The following is an 18,428-nucleotide window of genomic DNA, read 5'->3' on the forward strand; positions in this document are numbered from 1 at the left end:
TTTCAGATATAAACACTTAATTATATTGAAAGTTTCAAACTATTTATAGTTTCCTTGAGCGGAATTTTTAAATGTAATTTAGTGTTTATATCTGAAAGTTATTTTAATTATAATATATCTTTTATAATTTTACAATTTTTTTTTAAATTTAAAATGTCGGAAAACACTGCTCTAAAACCCTTATTTTATAAGGATCTAATTTTTTAACTCCTTATGTTTATTGGGTTTTTTTGATGTTGAGTTATGTTAGTTAATAAATATGCAGTTTATCCTTCTTTAAAATAAATTTATAATTACTATATAAATTATACTCCTTTTTTCAGCAAAATGAAATATTATTTTGCAAAATAATGTTTTAGTAATTTATAACTTACGATCACATTTAAAAAGGAGTTGTTTAATAAACAACTCCTTTTTCTTTTTCACCATTAAATGAGAAAATTGTAGTATTTATTAATTAAAAACCATAAAGCATCAAAGATAAATCTTTATCTACATAGTAAAAACTATTATTATCTTTTTTTTGCATAATATTAATATTTAAAAATTTTTGGGTAGTATTAATATTTAAGTGATTTACTTTAATATTTGCGGCATTGCTAAAATCAAATTCAACTATTGGCAGATTTTGAGTATCTGAATAATTAGTAAAAATTAACTTATTATTTAAAATTACATAACTTGCTGGATATAATCCAGTTACTGTTCTGTTTTCCAACGGAAATGCATAGTAAAATGACATATTATCAGCCCCATTAATCTTTGTTAAATTTCATTTTCCATTAGTTAATGTGGCATAATAAGTACTAACATCACCTTGAATTTTTAAAATTCCAACATTATCCTTAAGGTTCAAATATTGCTCTATGACAAAATCAGAAATTTTAGTCTTAACTCAACTCATGTTGATGTGTTATTACCAGTGATTGTTCAAGTTACACTTTCTCAATTTTGGCTGATTTCATTTCATTGTGTATAAAATAACTTATTTTTAGCTACTAAATTCATTGTTTTAATTGGCGTAGCGATATCATTTAAATATTTTACAGTAGGATTATTAAAGTCTGAAATAATATGATAATTTATTATTTTTTTTAACAAATATGTTTTTCCCATTCCTGATGAACCAAGAATAAACATATTATGGTTTGTTCTTTTACTTGTAATTTTAAATTGATCTAACAATACAACATTTCCCATATTATTTGTTCCCAAGTACATTCCTTGTTTATCATATAATCCACTATCAATAAATGGAAGTGATGCTGCTAATGTACTTGTTGGCATTTCTCGACCATATTTTTTTATTATGACCTTATTGTTATAGGGTATAAAACCTTTTAAACCATTAAATTGTTTATATCACAATGGATTAAGTTTAATATCCATTTCTTTTAATGCTTTTGTTAATTGTGTTTGTGCTTGTAGTAATGTTTTTTTATTTGTTCCATAATTTAAAAATAAAATATTAACATTTTTTAATAATTCACCACCACCATTAACCTCATCAATTAAATGGTAGTATGTTTCTAATTCATAGTTATTTTCATTTGTATTAACATATGATTTTGTCATTACTTGTCTTGTTTGGGTTGTTTGAATGGCACTGTTGATTGCTTTTTTTGTTTCATCATAATTTAAAGGATTTATATTTCAAATAATAGTTTGCTCATTCGAAAATAAACATGCTCCTAATAAATCATTAATAAATAAAGGGTAATCCTGAATAGTATTAATTGAATAATATAAATCATTTGCTATAAAATAATTTTTTTTAATATTTGGTTATTTAAATTGCAATAATTTTGCTAAATTATCTTTATTTTTATTAAAATCTGTTTTATTTAATGGTTTTTCATACGGATTTCACATCAATTTTAAGATTTTTGTTATTTCGTAATTAGATAAAATATTACAATTAATTTTTCCTTTATATAATTTGTCTTCTAAAAATAATATTTTTTCATTTAAATCTTTTTCACTATTTCCATATACAAAAAGAAAAAAACATTTTTCTGTTTTAATTTCATCATTTATTTTAATTAATTCTTTTTTTAAAAAAACAATATTATTTTTAATTTGTTTTGTAATTTTTACAAATTGATTAAAACTAATTTCTTTGTTTTTATAACGAATTAGCGTTTTATTAATTTGTTTTTGTAAATATTTAATGTTATCATCAAAATTTAATGGTAATTCTAACTTTAAAAAAGTTATTGGAAAATTAGCAAATTTAAAAACATCTTGCAAATCTCGTAATCTTAATATTTGCTCTTCGCTACTTAATAAAGTGATATCGAATCCCTTTATTTTAATTGCTCCAATTAAAGTATTTTTTAAAGTACCCTTTAAAATTCCGTGTGTTGCAATATAATTATCATTAATAACTTTATTATATGGCACTAGTAAAGTTGTTTTATTTTTACTGTATTTCTTACAACTAAATAAGTAATTAATTTTATAATATAAATATTGTCATCATTTTAAATTAGTTTTTTTATTTGTAATAATTAGCGGTAAGCTAATTAAAATCATAATTGATGATAATAATAATTTTATTCATAGTTTTCATTGAAAACCAAAGATAAACATAATTGTTAATCCAACTCAAACAGCAATTATTAAAACATCTGTTATTGTTATATTGCGTCAAAATCGATATTTGGCGTCTTTTAATTTTTTTGGTATTACATTTCTCATATTTTACACCTCTTTCTTTTACATATTAAAACGGCATTTTAAATGCCGTTTTAAAAACTATTTTTAATTAATAAAATATAAAATATATTAATAATAAAATGACTTTCATTGCTAATTTATCCCTTAAAACGCGTCATAAGAGCTATTTTTCAAGATAAATTTTTAAAATAATTCATAATATTTTGCTTGCTTATATATATATATATATATATATATATATATATATATATATATATATAATGTCAATAGGTCTTGATAAAAAGTTTCAAGATTAAAGAAAGGAAATTATACAAAATGAAAAAACTTTTAAGTTTATTAAGTGTATTAACTATTAGTGGAACTGCTGTACCAACAACAATTGCCGTTAGTCCTTATGAAAAAGAAAAAAATATAAATAGTGATATTAATTATTTACAAACAAATAATTTAGATACTTTAAATAGAAATAAAAGAGAAAATAATATTAATTTAAATGTTCCTAATATAGTTCAAGCTGATCCAGATTGATGTGGTCCAGCAATTGGAGAGTCACTTCTAAGATATTTTAATTATAATGCTAATAATTCAAACACAGGAAGAGGAAGCAGAAATTTTCAAAGTACTTTAGCATATAGCATGAGAACAAACCCGCAAACAAATATTGGAAGTGGAACTTTGGTAGGTATCCCATTGGGAACATCAGTGGAAAGTTGACAATATACTATTAATCAAATAATAACAACTAATAATTTAAATCAAGGGAGACAATATTCAATACAAAATATTGATAGGTATTGTGGCAACACACATATTACAAATACAATCCGAAATAGTTTACAAAATAATATGCCAGTAGCGCTTGCTTATAGAGGTGTTTTGCCTGGTAGTTTTAGTTTACACAGTAATAATACAAGTAATCATTTTATTTTAATTAATGGTATTAGTTATAATAATCAAACAATTAATTATATGGATCCTTGAACAGGACAATTTGGAACTTTTGATATTAATTCATTTTGACTTTTAGTTTCTCGTGATGATAGTAGCGGTAATCATTTGCAAAGTTATTTAATTTATCATGATCCAAATTCCCAATCTGAAAATCAAATACCAAATTCAAATCAAACAGAACCAATGGAAATAGGAAATTGTGGTGGCGTTATTAGACAAGCTATTATTGAAAATAATCTTCATTGTATTCTTGGAACAAGAAGTAAAAGAGATTATTTAAATAATAATTTATCGTGTCCAAGTGCCGCAAACCCTTATTATGAATATTATGGAAATAATAACGAAAAAAATGATTATTTTAGAGTATGAGGTAAATCTGGACATGATGGCATTGAACTAAAAATTTCATTAAAAACTGCTCTTGCTTTTGAAAATTTTTTTCAGCAAAATCAAAGTTTAGAAATTAAAAATTATTTAGAAAATTTAATAAAACATGTTGAACAAAAAAATGATACTTGATCTGGTGGTTGAATTTTAGATACAGATATAGAACTTATGAAAAATTTTATTTATGACGGATATTTAAAATTTCATGATAAACTTTTAGAATTAATTGATGCAGAAAATAGAAAGAAAAAAAATAATTCAATTTTTGTTAGAACATGAAGAACATATAATTGAGCAAATTTAAGTGAAGAATATCAAAATAGCGCCTTTTATATTAGTAAAAATAGCAAGGGTAATAATTATTAGTAAATAAAATATGAAAAATATATTAAGCATTTTAGGAACAATTGCTTTAATAGGAACAAGTACAACAAGTTTAGCTGCCTGTAATATAAAACCACAATACACCGAAGAACAACTAAAAGAACTAAAAGAAGAAAAAAATATAAAAGTAAAAACAAACGACGGTAAAAATGGTATTTTATAATGAATGGAACCACAAGAAAAACCATTTAATACGGTGGATAATAAATATTATTTTGTAGTTTGGCGTAGTGATACAAGTAATAATTGAAGGATTATTAAATTTTTGAATGATACAAATAGTAAAAAAGAATTAGATAGTTATGGTAGATATAAACTTATTTTTAAAGAATATAGTCCTTTTTATGATTTCACATTATTAATTAGGGGTGAGCGAGGTGATGCAGATCATACTTGAAAAGATGATAATGGTACATATTTTAAGTTTCTTTATCGTTGAAATTTAGTAGATAAACCAGCACCCGATTTATATCTTGATCATAACAATAATATAAATGTTAAATAATAAGAAAATATATAAATTAAAAAAGTCATATTTAAAATGACTTTTTATATTTCTAATGTAATTAATGATAATTTTTCATTTTTTCTATTAAATAATTGTAATTTATTAATAATAATTTGTTCTTTTTCTGTAAAAATTGTAATATCATAATTCCCATAACCCCATATTCCAGATATTTTAATTTCATTTAAAGCAAATAGTTTAACATCATAAGTTATTTTAATGCTATCTCCAACTAAATTTTTAGTCATACTTATTCAAACTGCTTTAGAATAAAGTAATCTATATCATTGAGAAAAATAGTTTAAATAGTCTTCTATTTTGTCATTAGAAATAATTAAATTTGTTAAATATTTGCCGTATTCACCATCTGATAACTTAATTTCTTAAGGAATAAGGGATGGTATATTATTTGTTTCTAATTCATTTGTTATTGATAATCAATTAAAATAATTGGCTTCTAATTGATAAATATGGTTTTCTGAAATATCTTTGTTTTTAACAGTTACTTTAATTTCATCATTACTAATGATATTATTTTGTTGTTTTAAATTTCAATCTGTAATTTGTCCTGTTTTTGGTTATATAAAAGGTGTGTTTGGTTCATTTGTTCCATATCAACGATAAAGAAACTTAAAATATGTACCATTATCATCTTTTCAAGTATGATCTGCATCACCTCGCTCACCCCTAATTAATAATGTGAAATCATAAAAAGGACTATATTCTTTAAAAATAAGTTTATATCTACCATAACTATCTAATTCTTTTTTACTATTTGTATCATTCAAAAATTTAATAATCCTTCAATTATTACTTGTATCACTACGCCAAACTACAAAATAATATTTATTATCAATTTCTTTTAATGGTTTGTTTTTTTCATAAATTTCTTTTCAATAATTTATTGGTATTGGTGGAATAGGGTCACCAGTAAAATTAAAATATGATGAATTTAATTTAACTTTACAGTCTTCAAATTCTCAATAACCAGTTTCTAATTCTCTTGGATTAGAAACTAATTCAAAATAATAAGGAGAGAACAATTTAATATCATCATTATAACCTTTATTAATTGCATATTTACTATATGTATAATTTGATAACATATAGATAACTTGTTTAATTCTTTTTACATATGTTTTATGTAATTCACTTGGATTATCTAATTTTCAGTTTTCAAATAATCCATCAATAACATCTTCTGGTTTTTGACCTTCAAATTTTTGGCGTAGTTCAGCTGCTTTATTGGTAGGATTTCCTTTTTCATCGTATTTTGCCCCTTGAAATTTTCTATCATAATTATAACGATATGTTAAAAAATTTAATAATACTTTTTCTAAACCGTTATTTTTTATTAAACTTAAAATATTATCTGGTTGAATATATTTTTTTGCAATACTTCATGGTAAAAAACTTTCGGTAAATCAATATTGAAATACTCTTAAATTAGGGTTTGTTTCAATTGGCATTGATAACAATGGTACTAAACTAGCATTTTCAATATTTGATGATGGATAAGAATAAACACCATTCACATTGCCTCAACACTTAATGTTTCCAAATAGCATAGATTTAGGATATTTAATTTCAATTCCAGTAAATATTGTATCTTTGGGCAGTGATTTTTGTAATACTAAATGAATACTATTTTGATTTTTTCATTTAAAGTCAGTTATTTTAACTAAATGAGTAGATTTAATAACGTTAATTCCATCGGGTGAATAAGGACGTTTGTATTCTTCGATGATATAGCATTCATTTTTATTGTATTCACTAATTGGTTCATTAATAGATACTATTTTTAAATCTAATGTTTCTAAAAATGCTTTGTCTTGTTTTGAAATATCATTGATTAAAATATCTTTTTCATCAATCATTATATAACTTGTGCTATTATCTTGAATTGTAGTATTTTGTTGAATTTGTAATTTAAAATTAAAGTCACTAATTTCATAACCCGTTATTTTAATATATTCATCTTTATCAATAAAACCTATTTTAACACTATTTTGAGAGTAGTTTAAGGTTGGTTTTTGTTTTGTCTTAACAAGATTATTAATTTTATAAATATATAAGGTTCTAGCACGGTCTTCACTAAATAACTGTTCTAAATCGGGGTCACTATATTGTGATTGACTGGCAAAATCTAAGGGGATATTATCAATTGAATAATCAATTGGTTCATCGCTTAATTGTGATAACATCTTTTCTGATGGTTTTAGCATTATTCTTGTCCTCCTTGCTCTTCATTACGATCATTTATAATTATTTCATCATTTTTTAATTGTCTATTTAAAGTAGCATTTACGGGTAATTTAACATCAACAATTAACTCATCAATATTTTTAATATTGAATGTTCTACTGTTTAAAATAGCATTATCATATTTAATTAACTTAATAATAAATTCCGTTAATTTAATTTCTCTAATATATATCATTTGTTCGTATGATGCGTTTGTTTGAATATTTACACCAGCAACTTCCGCTTGTGTTTGTTGTGCTCCCTTAGCTATTGCGGGAACATGATGGCGATTTATTTTATAATAATTAGTTAATAATCAATCATATATTTTGGTTAATTGTTCACCTTTAAAATTACCAGCAATATAGTCTACTGGTTGAAAATTACTATCAGGGTCTCCTTCAACTAATAACAAGTCATTTTCAATAAATGAAGCCAACATTTTACTAATTTCTTGGTCAACTACACCAGTCACACCATTAGTATTAATGGTAAATTTACCACTATTTAATAACGGGTCTAACATTATCTTTTCAGCAATAATATCTAAAATACTAGCAAATTGTTTGCCATAACGAGCAGAAGGTTCAAAATTAGGGTTATTAGGAATAATTTCAATTGGGATAAAATTAAGTGGTAATATTTCTTCTCTTTGTAATGTTGTATAGTTATTTCATTTAGCATCATCAATATATAAGTCCGTAATAGTACTGTATAATCGAGTTTTTAACTTTCTAATAACTTTTACTTGTTTAGTTACATAATCAATTTCTAATTTTTCAGTAATAAAAATACTCTGGTCATTTTTAATATAAGGATCATAATCAAAAGTGCAAGATACTAAATTACCCAATTCATCATACTGGTCATTGTAAAAATCAATAGTAATAAAATTAAGTTTTGAATTATTAGCAAAAATAAAGTATGCACCTTTACCATTCTTATTAATTTTATATTCGTTATATCAATTCTTATTAGTAAAGTCTTGCATTTTTAAAAAGTTATTAATTAATTGAGAGTTTATTTGTTTATTAGTAAGTGGATTATAAATGCTAATTTCTAAATCTCGTGGATTTAAAAAATTAGCATTATCTTCACAAATTCTTTTTTCTAAAATCTCATTATGTTTTTGAACAGTAACATTTTTACGATTAGTAATCGTTGATGCTAAATTAAGATAATAACTATCAATATCATATTCTTTTTTTAATTTCTTTTTTGCTGGCAGCAATCCCATTTATAACAACTCTTTATTTTGTTTTTTCTTTTTTAATAACATCTTCAATGCCATCTTTATTTTGTTCTTTTTTATGTGTTTTGATAAATCTAATTGTTTCAATAATTAAAACAATAACTCCAAAACCATTAAGCATTGCACCAATAATTACATATGCAGGTCAACCAATTCCTAATTTAGTAGGTCCTATAAAACAAATAATAATTCCTGCAATAAAAAACAATGATTAAACTCCAAAGATTTTCAAAAACATAATTATATCTTTAACTTCTAATTTTGGCATAAAACATCTCCTTTCTAATTTATTAATTAATATTTTTTTCTTCAAATAAACAATGTTCCCATTGGTGAATTTTTATCATTTTTATCTTTAACATTAACAATTCCAGCAACAGTAATCTCTAAACTATAACCACCAACAAATGATGCACTAATATTGTTATTAAAATAATCAAATGTTTCGATTACTCCAGAATAAGGTCACTTAAAGGGAGACGCAGAAATTTTGTAAATATAATTTATTTTATTAAAATCTTTAATTTGATAATCTTGACTATTTGATACAAAATCACTAGTATCAACAACTTGTCATATACAAGAATTGTATACTGCTTTTGCAGTTGGTACTTCTTCATCTGTTGACTTATCATTAATATTTTTTGTAATTGGTACTTGAATATTATTTTGTACTTCTCTGACTATTTTTGTAAATCTTGGTATATCTTCTGGTTTTGGGTCATTATGAAAACTTAAATCACCATATATGTATATATCTTTAGAACTAACATATCTTTGACAAGATATATAATCAATTTCTAGATTAGAATTTTTTGTTAATTTATCTTGTTTTTTATCTAAATTTTCTTTTGTTTCACTTGATAAATTATCAATTTTTTTATCTAATTTGTTATCAGTTTCTATTCTTTCGTTTTTTTCTTTTTCTAATAAAGCATCTTTAATTTTGTCGAAAACTCTTGATATTTATAAAATATACCTAAAATTAGGTATATTTTTAATATATGGAGGTAAATAAATGATGAAAAAAATAATTACAGAATTAATAAATAGCTTAACAGATGATCAATTTTTAGAATTTTATGAAAAAATAAAACAACAAGCAGACTTAATTAAAAAACAAAAACGTTTAAATGAAATTGATCAAAAATTTAGAGATAAAGGCATTATATGTCCTAATTGCAAATCTTTTCATTGTGTTAAAAATGGTCATAATTCCGAAGGAAAACAAAAATATTTATGTAAAAAATGTCGTGCTAGTTTTGATGCATTTCGTCATCATTTTACTTATTGAAGTCATTTAAATTATGAACAGTGAAATTTATTAATTCAAATTTCATTGTTAGGACAATCTAGTAAAATAATTTCTCGTTTTATTAAAACAACCCCAAAAACCGCTTGATATAATCGACAAAAATTAATGCAATCAAAACAATTAGAAAATACACAGTTAAAATTTAAAAAATTAAATGGTCAAATCCAAATGGATGAAACATTTATTAAAGAAATTCATAAAGGCAATTTTAAAGATAAATTTGATAAACGAAAAACTCATCTCGATCCATTTTCAACTGATACCAAATGCTGTATTCAAATGGCAGTTGATAGCAATAATAATATTTTTGTTCAATCCACCAATACCAAAAGATTACAAAAACAATGGATTATTGAAAATATGAATAAGCAACTAATTAAAGAAAAATCAATAATTATTTCTGATATGCAACCACTATATTTATTAGTAGCAAAACAAACAAATTCTACTCTATATTCCACCAAAACTAGTACAAACCCTGATACTAGTTATCAAAAGTTAAATAAGATTAGTAAATTACAATCCAGTCTTAAAGAAGCCTTAATTCATTATCATGGTTTGGGTTTCACTAATATTCAAAATTATTTAAAGCTCTGAAAATGAAAATACCAACACAAAGGTTTAACACCAAACCAACAATCAACGGTATTATATTTTAACGTTTAAAAAATTTAAAGCAAAATCATAATCTTACACAAAATTAGTTTTCAAATTGTCATATTGATGATTTTTTTTATTTCATCAAGAGTTTTCGACAAAATTAAAGTTTAATTCTGTTGTTGGAAAGAAATTAATTTTATTTGCATTCTGCATACTAACAAATAACCGTGGATTATCATAAGTGGCAATACTTTTTACAATTTTAACTTTGACTGGCATTACTGTCAATGATGGCACAACTTTGATAAAATTATTATCAATCGCTGCTTGATATCACGTTGTTGGAATGCCATTAACAAAGTCGCCACTATATGAACCATCAAAGTTAAAATCATATGGTTTAATAACTCAATATTCCTGACTATTAACAGTTTCTTTTCGTACTATTTTATTAGATCCTGATGATACCTCTAATAGTTTCCGTTGTTGACCATTATTTAAAGTAATCACTTTATTCGTCCAAATTTGTTCCATTGCTGAATTGGATGGAATTCATAATTCAACATTATTTAAATTATAATATTCACTCTTTGGATCTGCTGAAGCATAATATTTTGTATTAGAACTTGCGTTATAAGTAAAATAACTTTTATCTAACGAATATAAACTCTGGTAATTATTTGGATTTCATGGCCCTGGACTACCACTAAGGTTATATTTCCAGTTTTGTTTAACTAATGCGGTATTATTATTACTAAACTCTGTTCACTGCTCTGGACCAACATTATATTGTAAGGTTGATAATTGTGGTGTCAAAGTAATTTCTTTCCCAACCCACAAGTTTAACTGCTGAAGTGATGTCACATTTGCAATTGCATTAACAACTTGATTATTATTATTATTATTATTATTTGCTAAAGCAGCACGATCATCTGCTGATAATTGTAGCATTTTTGTATTAGCGTTAATCCCATAAACTGGTAAGTTTTTATCATTATATGCTGCATCAAAACTAGTGAAAACATCATCAGTTGCATTATTATAACTCATTGTTCCAATTCCTAAAGCAAAGTGATTTGCACGATCAGGATTCTTATTTCAATCCTCTTTTACCGAAGCTGGAATAATACCGTTTGTTGCTTTACTAAAACAAGTATTTCACAAAGCAACATAATCACCTTTGTCTGGGAACGGTGGATATGGAATCGCGCCAATCCCAAGGGCTTTTGGTAAGACAGTACATAAAATTTCAGAAATTAAAGCTCGCACACTATCGCCACTCGGTGAATTTTTTATTAATTCATTTAGATAATTAAAAATTCCTAATGATAAATTAGTTCCTGACAAAGTAACAAAGTTATATGACAACATATCTTTTAAAATTCCTGCCACTGTTGGTTCTTGGTTTACTGTTTTTAGTGACTTAATTATTTTACCACCATCAATACTATAATAATTTGCTAATGGTGTCATTCCCCCAATTGGATATAAATATTTATCAGTTGGATCCCCGGTGTTTGGAACATTATTAATTCCATTTCATGGATATGTTTTGTAATATGACAATGGACTATTACTAATAACATTACTATATTTAACCTCACTACCATATTTAATATTTTTATAATAGTTTGTATTAAAGTTTTTAGCATAAACGGGGGCTAATAATGATACTGTTAAAGTAAAAGTTACTAAAGCAAAGATGCCTAAATAAGTAAAAGCTTGCTTTAAGGAAGTTGATAAAACCACCATCCGGAAGCGACCAACAAACGTTTTGAAGTCCAAACTACGAACAGAACGCGCTAATTTATTATCAACATTTAATTCCCGTGTTGGATAAATTAAACTTAATACTTCTGTTTTACTAATTGAAAAATAACAAGTAACAAATGTAATCAACGATAGAAAAGCAACAAAAAAGGCTGATAAAAAGAGCAGAATCATTCAGTTTCAAGTAAAGGTTCAATTAATAATAAAGAATAAATTAAATAATTTTACAACAAAGAGTTGGAGGGTAATCCCAACTAACCAACCGGTCGGGACAGCAATGAGAACACTAAGCATTAAAATACTTCAATAAGATAAAGTAATTTCACGAAGATAATATCCACCCGCTTTTAACATCCCAATTTGTGATGATTCTCGTTTAATCATTTCTTTAATGATAATATATGAAACAACAAATAATGTTATTGCAAAAATAATAATGAAAAATAATCCAATATAAATATAAACATTAATTGTTTTATCTAATAAACTATAACGTCATGTTAATTGACTTGTTTCATTTTTAGTTTCAAAAGTACCAATGGCAGGATCAGTTGCTTTTTGATTATTATTTATTTGTAACGCTTGTGCATAAGTATCTAATTCATTAGGATTGTTAGCATAATATTTTTTAAAAAGTGCTAAATTAGCTGCTGGTTGTCCAGCTAAACTTTTTAAAAAAACACGTGAATTATCTTTTAAACTAATTAAACCTTTATTATTATCTTCTGACAATAATCACATGCCATATGAAGATAAATAAACAACAGTATCTGTTTTAAAATCAGGAATAAAATCAGTTTCATAAATTGTTGGATAAATGTTTAATCTGTCTCCCCCTGTTGCCCCAACCGTAAAAGTTTGTTGGCCAATCCTAATATCATCACGTAAGGATTTATTTTGAAATTTTAAATAATTAGGACTAACAACAACATAACAGTTGTTTAAGGTTGATTCAACAAGAGATGGTCCTTCTCATTCAGAAACCTTATTAAAAATTTTTAATTGCTCATCTTTTAATAAATCATGTCAACCAATTACTTTGTATTTTAAATTATTAACAATATCTCACGTTGTAACTTCCTGACGCATTGAAATTGCAAAATTACTAACAATTCCGAGCATTTTGTAATAACTTTGAACAAAATTAATAAACGAACTTCGTTCACTATTATTGCCAAAAAAAGTAACATTATTAAATAAATCACCAACAACCATTCGTCCTTCATTAATTCCGGTTTGGTTTAATTTATCAATATATTGATAAGGTGATTGCGCTAAATATTGAATTCGCTCTGCTTCATTCCCACCACTATCTGTTATTTTATAACGCGCCGCAACTCCAAAACTACCACGTAAACCTTTATCAAACAAAGTATTTATATTAACAGTGCTAATTGTTTTATTGTCTTTCCCTAATGTGACGTCAATATCAGGCATCTCAAAATAAGAAAAATCATTATTTGTTGTTTTTAATTCTCAATCTCAACGATTAACTGCCTTTTGATTTTGATCTGCTTGCCCATTTGTAAACATAGCAATGGCATTTTTAATTTCTACTTCTGTTGCGGTGGGATTTATTACTAGAAAATGTTTATTAATATAATCAATAATAATTCCTAAAAAGTTTTTATAAATTTGCGTTGTTTTAAAATTAGCAAAATACTGATCAGCTAATGTATTTTGCCCCATTGCCCGTAATTTCGCAATTAATGTATTTTGATAACTCGGTGCTGATTGGCGAATTTTTAAAGCTAACCATAACCCAGCTATTGCTCCAGAAGATGTTTTGTCAAACGTAATATCTTGCTGTGTTAAAGCTTAAAAAACATCACTATTGGCCGTACCAATTGTAATTTTTGGATATGTTAATTTATTATCGTTGTTTTCTACAATAACATATTCTGAATCAAAGGCAAAACTTGGTGTAATTGTTTGCATATTTGAATTTTCAAATTCCATTGCTGAATAGTGAAAAGAATGGTTATAATCAAAACTACCATATCCCATTTGACGGTTCGCTGCTTGTAAACTAGTTACCGTCGTAAATAAACAAGAAGTAATAATTGAACAAATAAAAATTAAAAGGAGCAATGAAATAAATTGCCCTTTTGCCTTAATTATTCCTAAGATTCCTTGCTTCATCAACAGTGTTTTTTTCATGTTTAATCCTACACCACTATCTTAATCATTTTGCACAACATCATAATAACGTTTTCATTGTCCGCTACTATCTTTTGCAAATCATTGAATATTAGAAATTACTCAGTATTGATGACTATCATCACCAGGATTGACATTTGTCCAAGTAATAGTATATTTGTAATTAACTTTTTGATAATTATTTCCTAAACCATCATACTTTTCAAATCAATCTAAATCATAGTTTCCTAACGCATCTAAATAAGCTTTATTTAAATCTTGGTATGTTTTAATTCCATCTTTTGCCACATATCATTTTTCATGTAAGTTTAGATTAGTAGCAACATCAGCATCACCAATTCCTTTATATTCAAGGTCATACTGCATATTATTTTCGTTTAAAAACTTTCCATTATTAATAAATCAATTTTCTCCTAATAATAACGTATTCGTATAATCATATAAGGAATTATTAATTGCTAATAAATCTTTCCGTGTTTCTGAATTAGGATCAAAATATAATTTATTTAATAACGCACGAACTGGTTTGGTTCCATCGTTAAACCATGTAAATGCTACGTCCATAAATGAACCGGCTGCTGGTTTGGTTGGATCTGCACTACCAGTTAATAATTTTGCAATTTCTGTTTGATTTTGTTCCTGGTTATTTGGATCAGATCATGAAATTTGACTAACTTTTGTTAATGAATCAGCATTATCTAAAATTCCTTGTGATAAGGCAATAACAAACTGATTCATATCATTAATTGTTAAAGTTCATAAACCATCATTTGCTGGTAACATCATCATTTTAGCCATAGATTGTAAGACTACTTTAAATCCTGGCGTAACAACTTGTCCTGCAACTTTTAAAAATGTTCCAATAGCATTATTGGCCTCCCCTTGTTGTTCTATTGTTGCCTTTGTATATCAACCATTAACTTCGTTTCCAAATTCAATAAATAATTCGGCTAATGATTTTGATGAACTATCTTTTTTAAATAATAAATCAGCTAGTGATAATTTTGGTGTTTTTCCATTCCACATTGCATCACGATTTTTATATTGGTCCTCTGGTTTTGCCAAATCTAAATCATCTTGCATTGGTTTTGTTAATAATAAATCACTAAAAATTTGTGCTTGTTGGGCAAAGAAATTATTAATTTTTGCTTCAATTTCTTGTTTTGCATTTCCTGTTGCTCCTAAATTACTTAAGGCTACTGAAACACCTTTTTTTGCTAATTCATAATTTGGATTTTTTTCGTTTGGATTATTTGGCATTGTTGGTGAACCAAAAATTTGAAAATAAATAGCTCCTAAAATACTTCCAAAAAAAGTCCCATCCGCATCTTTTGACAATGGTAAAAATTTGTTTAATTGATTAATATATGTTTTTGATTGTGAACGGTCCGTAAACATATCAGCCATTAAAATTAACTGTAAAATTACCATTAATTTATCTTGTTCTTCTGATTTCTGTGCTGTGGTAAATGATTTACCTGTCGCAAATTTTTTCCCATTAATAACAAAATTTGAATTTGTTGTAGTATCAAATTTAATGTCTTTTGTTGCCAACGGATTATAATTCATATTTAAATCATAAAAGTAAGTTGTTCGTTGTAACTCAAACACTGCTTTGTTATAAGCATCCTTAATCGTTTTATGTAACCGCGCATCTCCTTGTTGTGTTGCTAAAATTTCTTTTGCAATTGAATAATTTGATAGTGGTCCCCCATCATATCAATAATTTAACATATTACTATTTGCTGCTAAACTAGGCATTGCTGGTAATAAATCATTTTCAGAATATCCTGGAAGCTTTGCTTTTGTTTGATTTTCCGTATTATATAAGTCATTATTCAAGATATTCATATAATCATAATTTGATGCCATATTATTTAATGGCATTCCATCTTTTTGATTTAAATAACGACCACGATAATAATCAACATCAACTAAATTGCCATCTTTATCTTTGTATGAATCTGGCAATCGTGTTAACATCTGTAAAGTTGATGGTGTATATCCATTTAAATTTTCATGTCGATTAGCAATTGCCATTTTTGAAAATAATGTTGTTTGTAAAATCTTTGATTTTAATGGTCCATTTGGCATTTTTTCGACTTCGGGATCTTTATATTTATCCCCCGTTTGTGCTTTTCCCTTGTTTTTACAACTAACAACAGTAATAGCTGGAGTTGTCACTAAAACTGTAGCAGCCAAAATATTAAGTAACTTGCGCATTCTTGTTCCCTCTTTTCTTTTTTATTGATAAGTTGTCTTTGTTAATAAATTGTTTTTTATAAGCCATTGAATTAGTTAATCTAAGCATTATTTTATTCTTGCAACGACCCCATTCAGCCATTAATTTCATTTTTTAAGAATTTATTTGGTAAGCTTTCTAAACCATTTTTTTGACTAATATTAAAAAAATGAAGGGCATTTAATAATAATGAAAGTTCAACCAATTCGATTTCATTATTATCAGTAATTTCTCATAAATTTTGCATTGTTTTTTTGACTGTTTTCATCAAAAAAACAAATATAGTAAGCATAGAATTTTAATTAGTTTTAATAAAATTTTTAAAAGTAACGAATGTCTTAAAACTCGTAAATCATTTGGTCGGCTTTCAAAATTACTAATTGTAATTAAAAAGATTAGCAAATGAAAAGCAAACTTATGTACAAATTTTGTTTTTAGATCAAATAAGTAAAAAATTGCAACAATAAAACCAGTTAAAATACTTCATGTTAACCATAGAACTAAGATTTGATGATTATGAATTTTATCAAGTCAAAGCAATAATTGTTTTCCCATTAAAAATGAAAATAACAATGAAGTAAAGATTAACATCATTAATTTAAAAATATAATTTAAAAATTGTTTGTTCATTAAAATAATAATTCCAATCATAAATTGAAGAACTAACACTGTCTCAATCACAGCATAAGTAGTAATATAATTACCGAGAGCATAAATTTTTATAAAAACCATTTGTAAAATTATTGTCATAATAAATTCAGTAACAATTAAGATTACATTAAAAAAATATTTTGTTGCTTGTACTCCTAATCTTAATTTAATTGCATAAATTCTAAAAAAATAAGTAACAACTTTCTTTAATTTTGTCGAAAACTCTTGATATTTATAAAATATACCTAAAATTAGGTATATTTTTAATATATAGAGGTAAATAAATGATGAAAAAAATAATTACAGAATTAATAAATAGCTTAACAGATGATCAATTTTTAGAATTTTATGAAAAAATAAAACAACAAGCAGACTTAATTAAAAAACAAAAACGTTTAAATGAAATTGATCAAAAATTTAGAGATAAAGGCATTATATGTCCTAATTGCAAATCTTTTCATTGTGTTAAAAATGGTCATAATTCCGAAGGAAAACAAAAATATTTATGTAAAAAATGTCGTGCTAGTTTTGATGCATTTCGTCATCATTTTACTTATTGAAGTCATTTAAATTATGAACAGTGAAATTTATTAATTCAAATTTCATTGTTAGGACAATCTAGTAAAATAATTTCTCGTTTTATTAAAACAACCCCAAAAACCGCTTGATATAATCGACAAAAATTAATGCAATCAAAACAATTAGAAAATACACAGTTAAAATTTAAAAAATTAAATGGTCAAATCCAAATGGATGAAACATTTATTAAAGAAATTCATAAAGGCAATTTTAAAGATAAATTTGATAAACGAAAAACTCATCTCGATCCATTTTCAACTGATACCAAATGCTGTATTCAAATGGCAGTTGATAGCAATAATAATATTTTTGTTCAATCCACCAATACCAAAAGATTACAAAAACAATGGATTATTGAAAATATGAATAAGCAACTAATTAAAGAAAAATCAATAATTATTTCTGATATGCAACCACTATATTTATTAGTAGCAAAACAAACAAATTCTACTCTATATTCCACCAAAACTAGTACAAACCCTGATACTAGTTATCAAAAGTTAAATAAGATTAGTAAATTACAATCCAGTCTTAAAGAAGCCTTAATTCATTATCATGGTTTGGGTTTCACTAATATTCAAAATTATTTAAAGCTCTGAAAATGAAAATACCAACACAAAGGTTTAACACCAAACCAACAATCAACGGTATTATATTTTAACGTTTAAAAAATTTAAAGCAAAATCATAATCTTACACAAAATTAG

General features: G+C 25.4%; 16 protein-coding genes. 5 read left to right on the plus strand and 11 right to left on the minus strand.

Translation table 4 applies throughout. The features are described 5' to 3' along the window. Positions 1-457: 457 nt before the first annotated feature. From ACOBME_RS03315 to ACOBME_RS03325, 3 genes are all read right to left on the minus strand, one after another. Positions 458-856 (minus strand): hypothetical protein, encoded by a 399-nt coding sequence (locus tag ACOBME_RS03315; RefSeq protein ID WP_338963887.1) that lies wholly within the window; start codon positions 854-856, stop codon positions 458-460. 8 nt (positions 857-864) lie between these two features. Then, positions 865-1,575, minus strand: a complete 711-nt coding sequence (locus ACOBME_RS03320) for a hypothetical protein (RefSeq protein WP_338963889.1) — start codon at positions 1,573-1,575, stop codon at positions 865-867. A gap of 210 nt (positions 1,576-1,785) precedes the next feature. After that, entirely contained in the window at positions 1,786-2,700 is a 915-nt protein-coding gene (locus ACOBME_RS03325) for a hypothetical protein (RefSeq protein ID WP_419334264.1), read from the minus strand. 294 nt (positions 2,701-2,994) lie between these two features. On the opposite strand from ACOBME_RS03325, the gene ACOBME_RS03330 reads away from it, so the two are divergent. Genes ACOBME_RS03330 through ACOBME_RS03340 form a run of 3 tightly spaced genes read left to right on the plus strand, consistent with a single transcriptional unit; the run spans position 2,995 to position 4,906 of the window. Continuing rightward, on the plus strand, positions 2,995-4,383 hold the full coding sequence (locus tag ACOBME_RS03330; protein WP_419334266.1) for a C39 family peptidase: 1,389 nt from the start codon (positions 2,995-2,997) through the stop codon (positions 4,381-4,383). Between the two features lie 10 nt (positions 4,384-4,393). Then, entirely contained in the window at positions 4,394-4,564 is a 171-nt protein-coding gene (locus ACOBME_RS03335) for a lipoprotein (protein ID WP_338963896.1), read from the plus strand. 3 nt (positions 4,565-4,567) lie between these two features. Beyond that, entirely contained in the window at positions 4,568-4,906 is a 339-nt protein-coding gene (locus ACOBME_RS03340; protein WP_338963898.1) for a hypothetical protein, read from the plus strand. Between the two features lie 44 nt (positions 4,907-4,950). Here ACOBME_RS03340 and ACOBME_RS03345 read toward each other — a convergent pair whose 3' ends face one another. The 4 genes from ACOBME_RS03345 to ACOBME_RS03360 all read right to left on the minus strand — a co-directional run bounded on the left by ACOBME_RS03345 (position 4,951) and on the right by ACOBME_RS03360 (position 8,613). Next, on the minus strand, positions 4,951-5,157 hold the full coding sequence (locus tag ACOBME_RS03345; protein ID WP_338963900.1) for a hypothetical protein: 207 nt from the start codon (positions 5,155-5,157) through the stop codon (positions 4,951-4,953). 330 nt (positions 5,158-5,487) lie between these two features. Next, a complete protein-coding gene (locus ACOBME_RS03350; RefSeq protein WP_338963903.1) occupies positions 5,488-7,134 on the minus strand; it encodes a hypothetical protein in 1,647 nt (548 codons plus the stop codon). Further along, the gene (locus ACOBME_RS03355; protein ID WP_338963905.1) at positions 7,134-8,390 is read right to left on the minus strand and encodes a hypothetical protein; all 1,257 of its coding nucleotides are present in this window, start codon (positions 8,388-8,390) and stop codon (positions 7,134-7,136) included. The genes ACOBME_RS03350 and ACOBME_RS03355 overlap by 1 nt, the downstream gene beginning before the upstream one ends. Before the next feature lie 13 nt (positions 8,391-8,403). Further along, positions 8,404-8,613 carry a hypothetical protein gene (locus tag ACOBME_RS03360; RefSeq protein WP_338963907.1) on the minus strand — a complete coding sequence of 70 codons (210 nt, stop codon included), beginning with the start codon at positions 8,611-8,613 and terminating at the stop codon, positions 8,404-8,406. Between the two features lie 810 nt (positions 8,614-9,423). Here ACOBME_RS03360 and ACOBME_RS03365 point away from each other — a divergent pair. Then, positions 9,424-10,386 (plus strand): IS1/IS1595 family N-terminal zinc-binding domain-containing protein, encoded by a 963-nt coding sequence (locus ACOBME_RS03365; RefSeq protein WP_338963247.1) that lies wholly within the window; start codon positions 9,424-9,426, stop codon positions 10,384-10,386. Between the two features lie 24 nt (positions 10,387-10,410). Here the strand turns inward: ACOBME_RS03365 and ACOBME_RS03370 are convergent, their stop codons facing one another. From ACOBME_RS03370 to ACOBME_RS03385, 4 genes are all read right to left on the minus strand, one after another. Next, positions 10,411-13,779, minus strand: a complete 3,369-nt coding sequence (locus ACOBME_RS03370) for an ABC transporter permease (RefSeq protein ID WP_419334271.1) — start codon at positions 13,777-13,779, stop codon at positions 10,411-10,413. 129 nt (positions 13,780-13,908) lie between these two features. Then, positions 13,909-14,250, minus strand: a complete 342-nt coding sequence (locus ACOBME_RS03375; protein ID WP_338963958.1) for a hypothetical protein — start codon at positions 14,248-14,250, stop codon at positions 13,909-13,911. Between the two features lie 21 nt (positions 14,251-14,271). Next, positions 14,272-16,473, minus strand: a complete 2,202-nt coding sequence (locus ACOBME_RS03380; RefSeq protein ID WP_419334273.1) for a lipoprotein — start codon at positions 16,471-16,473, stop codon at positions 14,272-14,274. A gap of 92 nt (positions 16,474-16,565) precedes the next feature. After that, positions 16,566-16,760 (minus strand): hypothetical protein, encoded by a 195-nt coding sequence (locus ACOBME_RS03385; protein WP_419334275.1) that lies wholly within the window; start codon positions 16,758-16,760, stop codon positions 16,566-16,568. A 667-nt stretch (positions 16,761-17,427) separates the two neighbouring features. On the opposite strand from ACOBME_RS03385, the gene ACOBME_RS03390 reads away from it, so the two are divergent. Continuing rightward, positions 17,428-18,390: an IS1/IS1595 family N-terminal zinc-binding domain-containing protein gene (locus ACOBME_RS03390; RefSeq protein ID WP_338963247.1), complete on the plus strand. Its 963-nt coding sequence runs from the start codon at positions 17,428-17,430 to the stop codon at positions 18,388-18,390. The last annotated feature ends 38 nt before the right edge of the window (positions 18,391-18,428 follow it).

Origin of the sequence: Spiroplasma endosymbiont of Sarcophaga variegata (assembly GCF_965178695.1) — a bacterium.
Classification (GTDB): domain Bacteria; phylum Bacillota_I; class Bacilli_A; order Mycoplasmatales; family Mycoplasmataceae; genus Spiroplasma; species Spiroplasma poulsonii.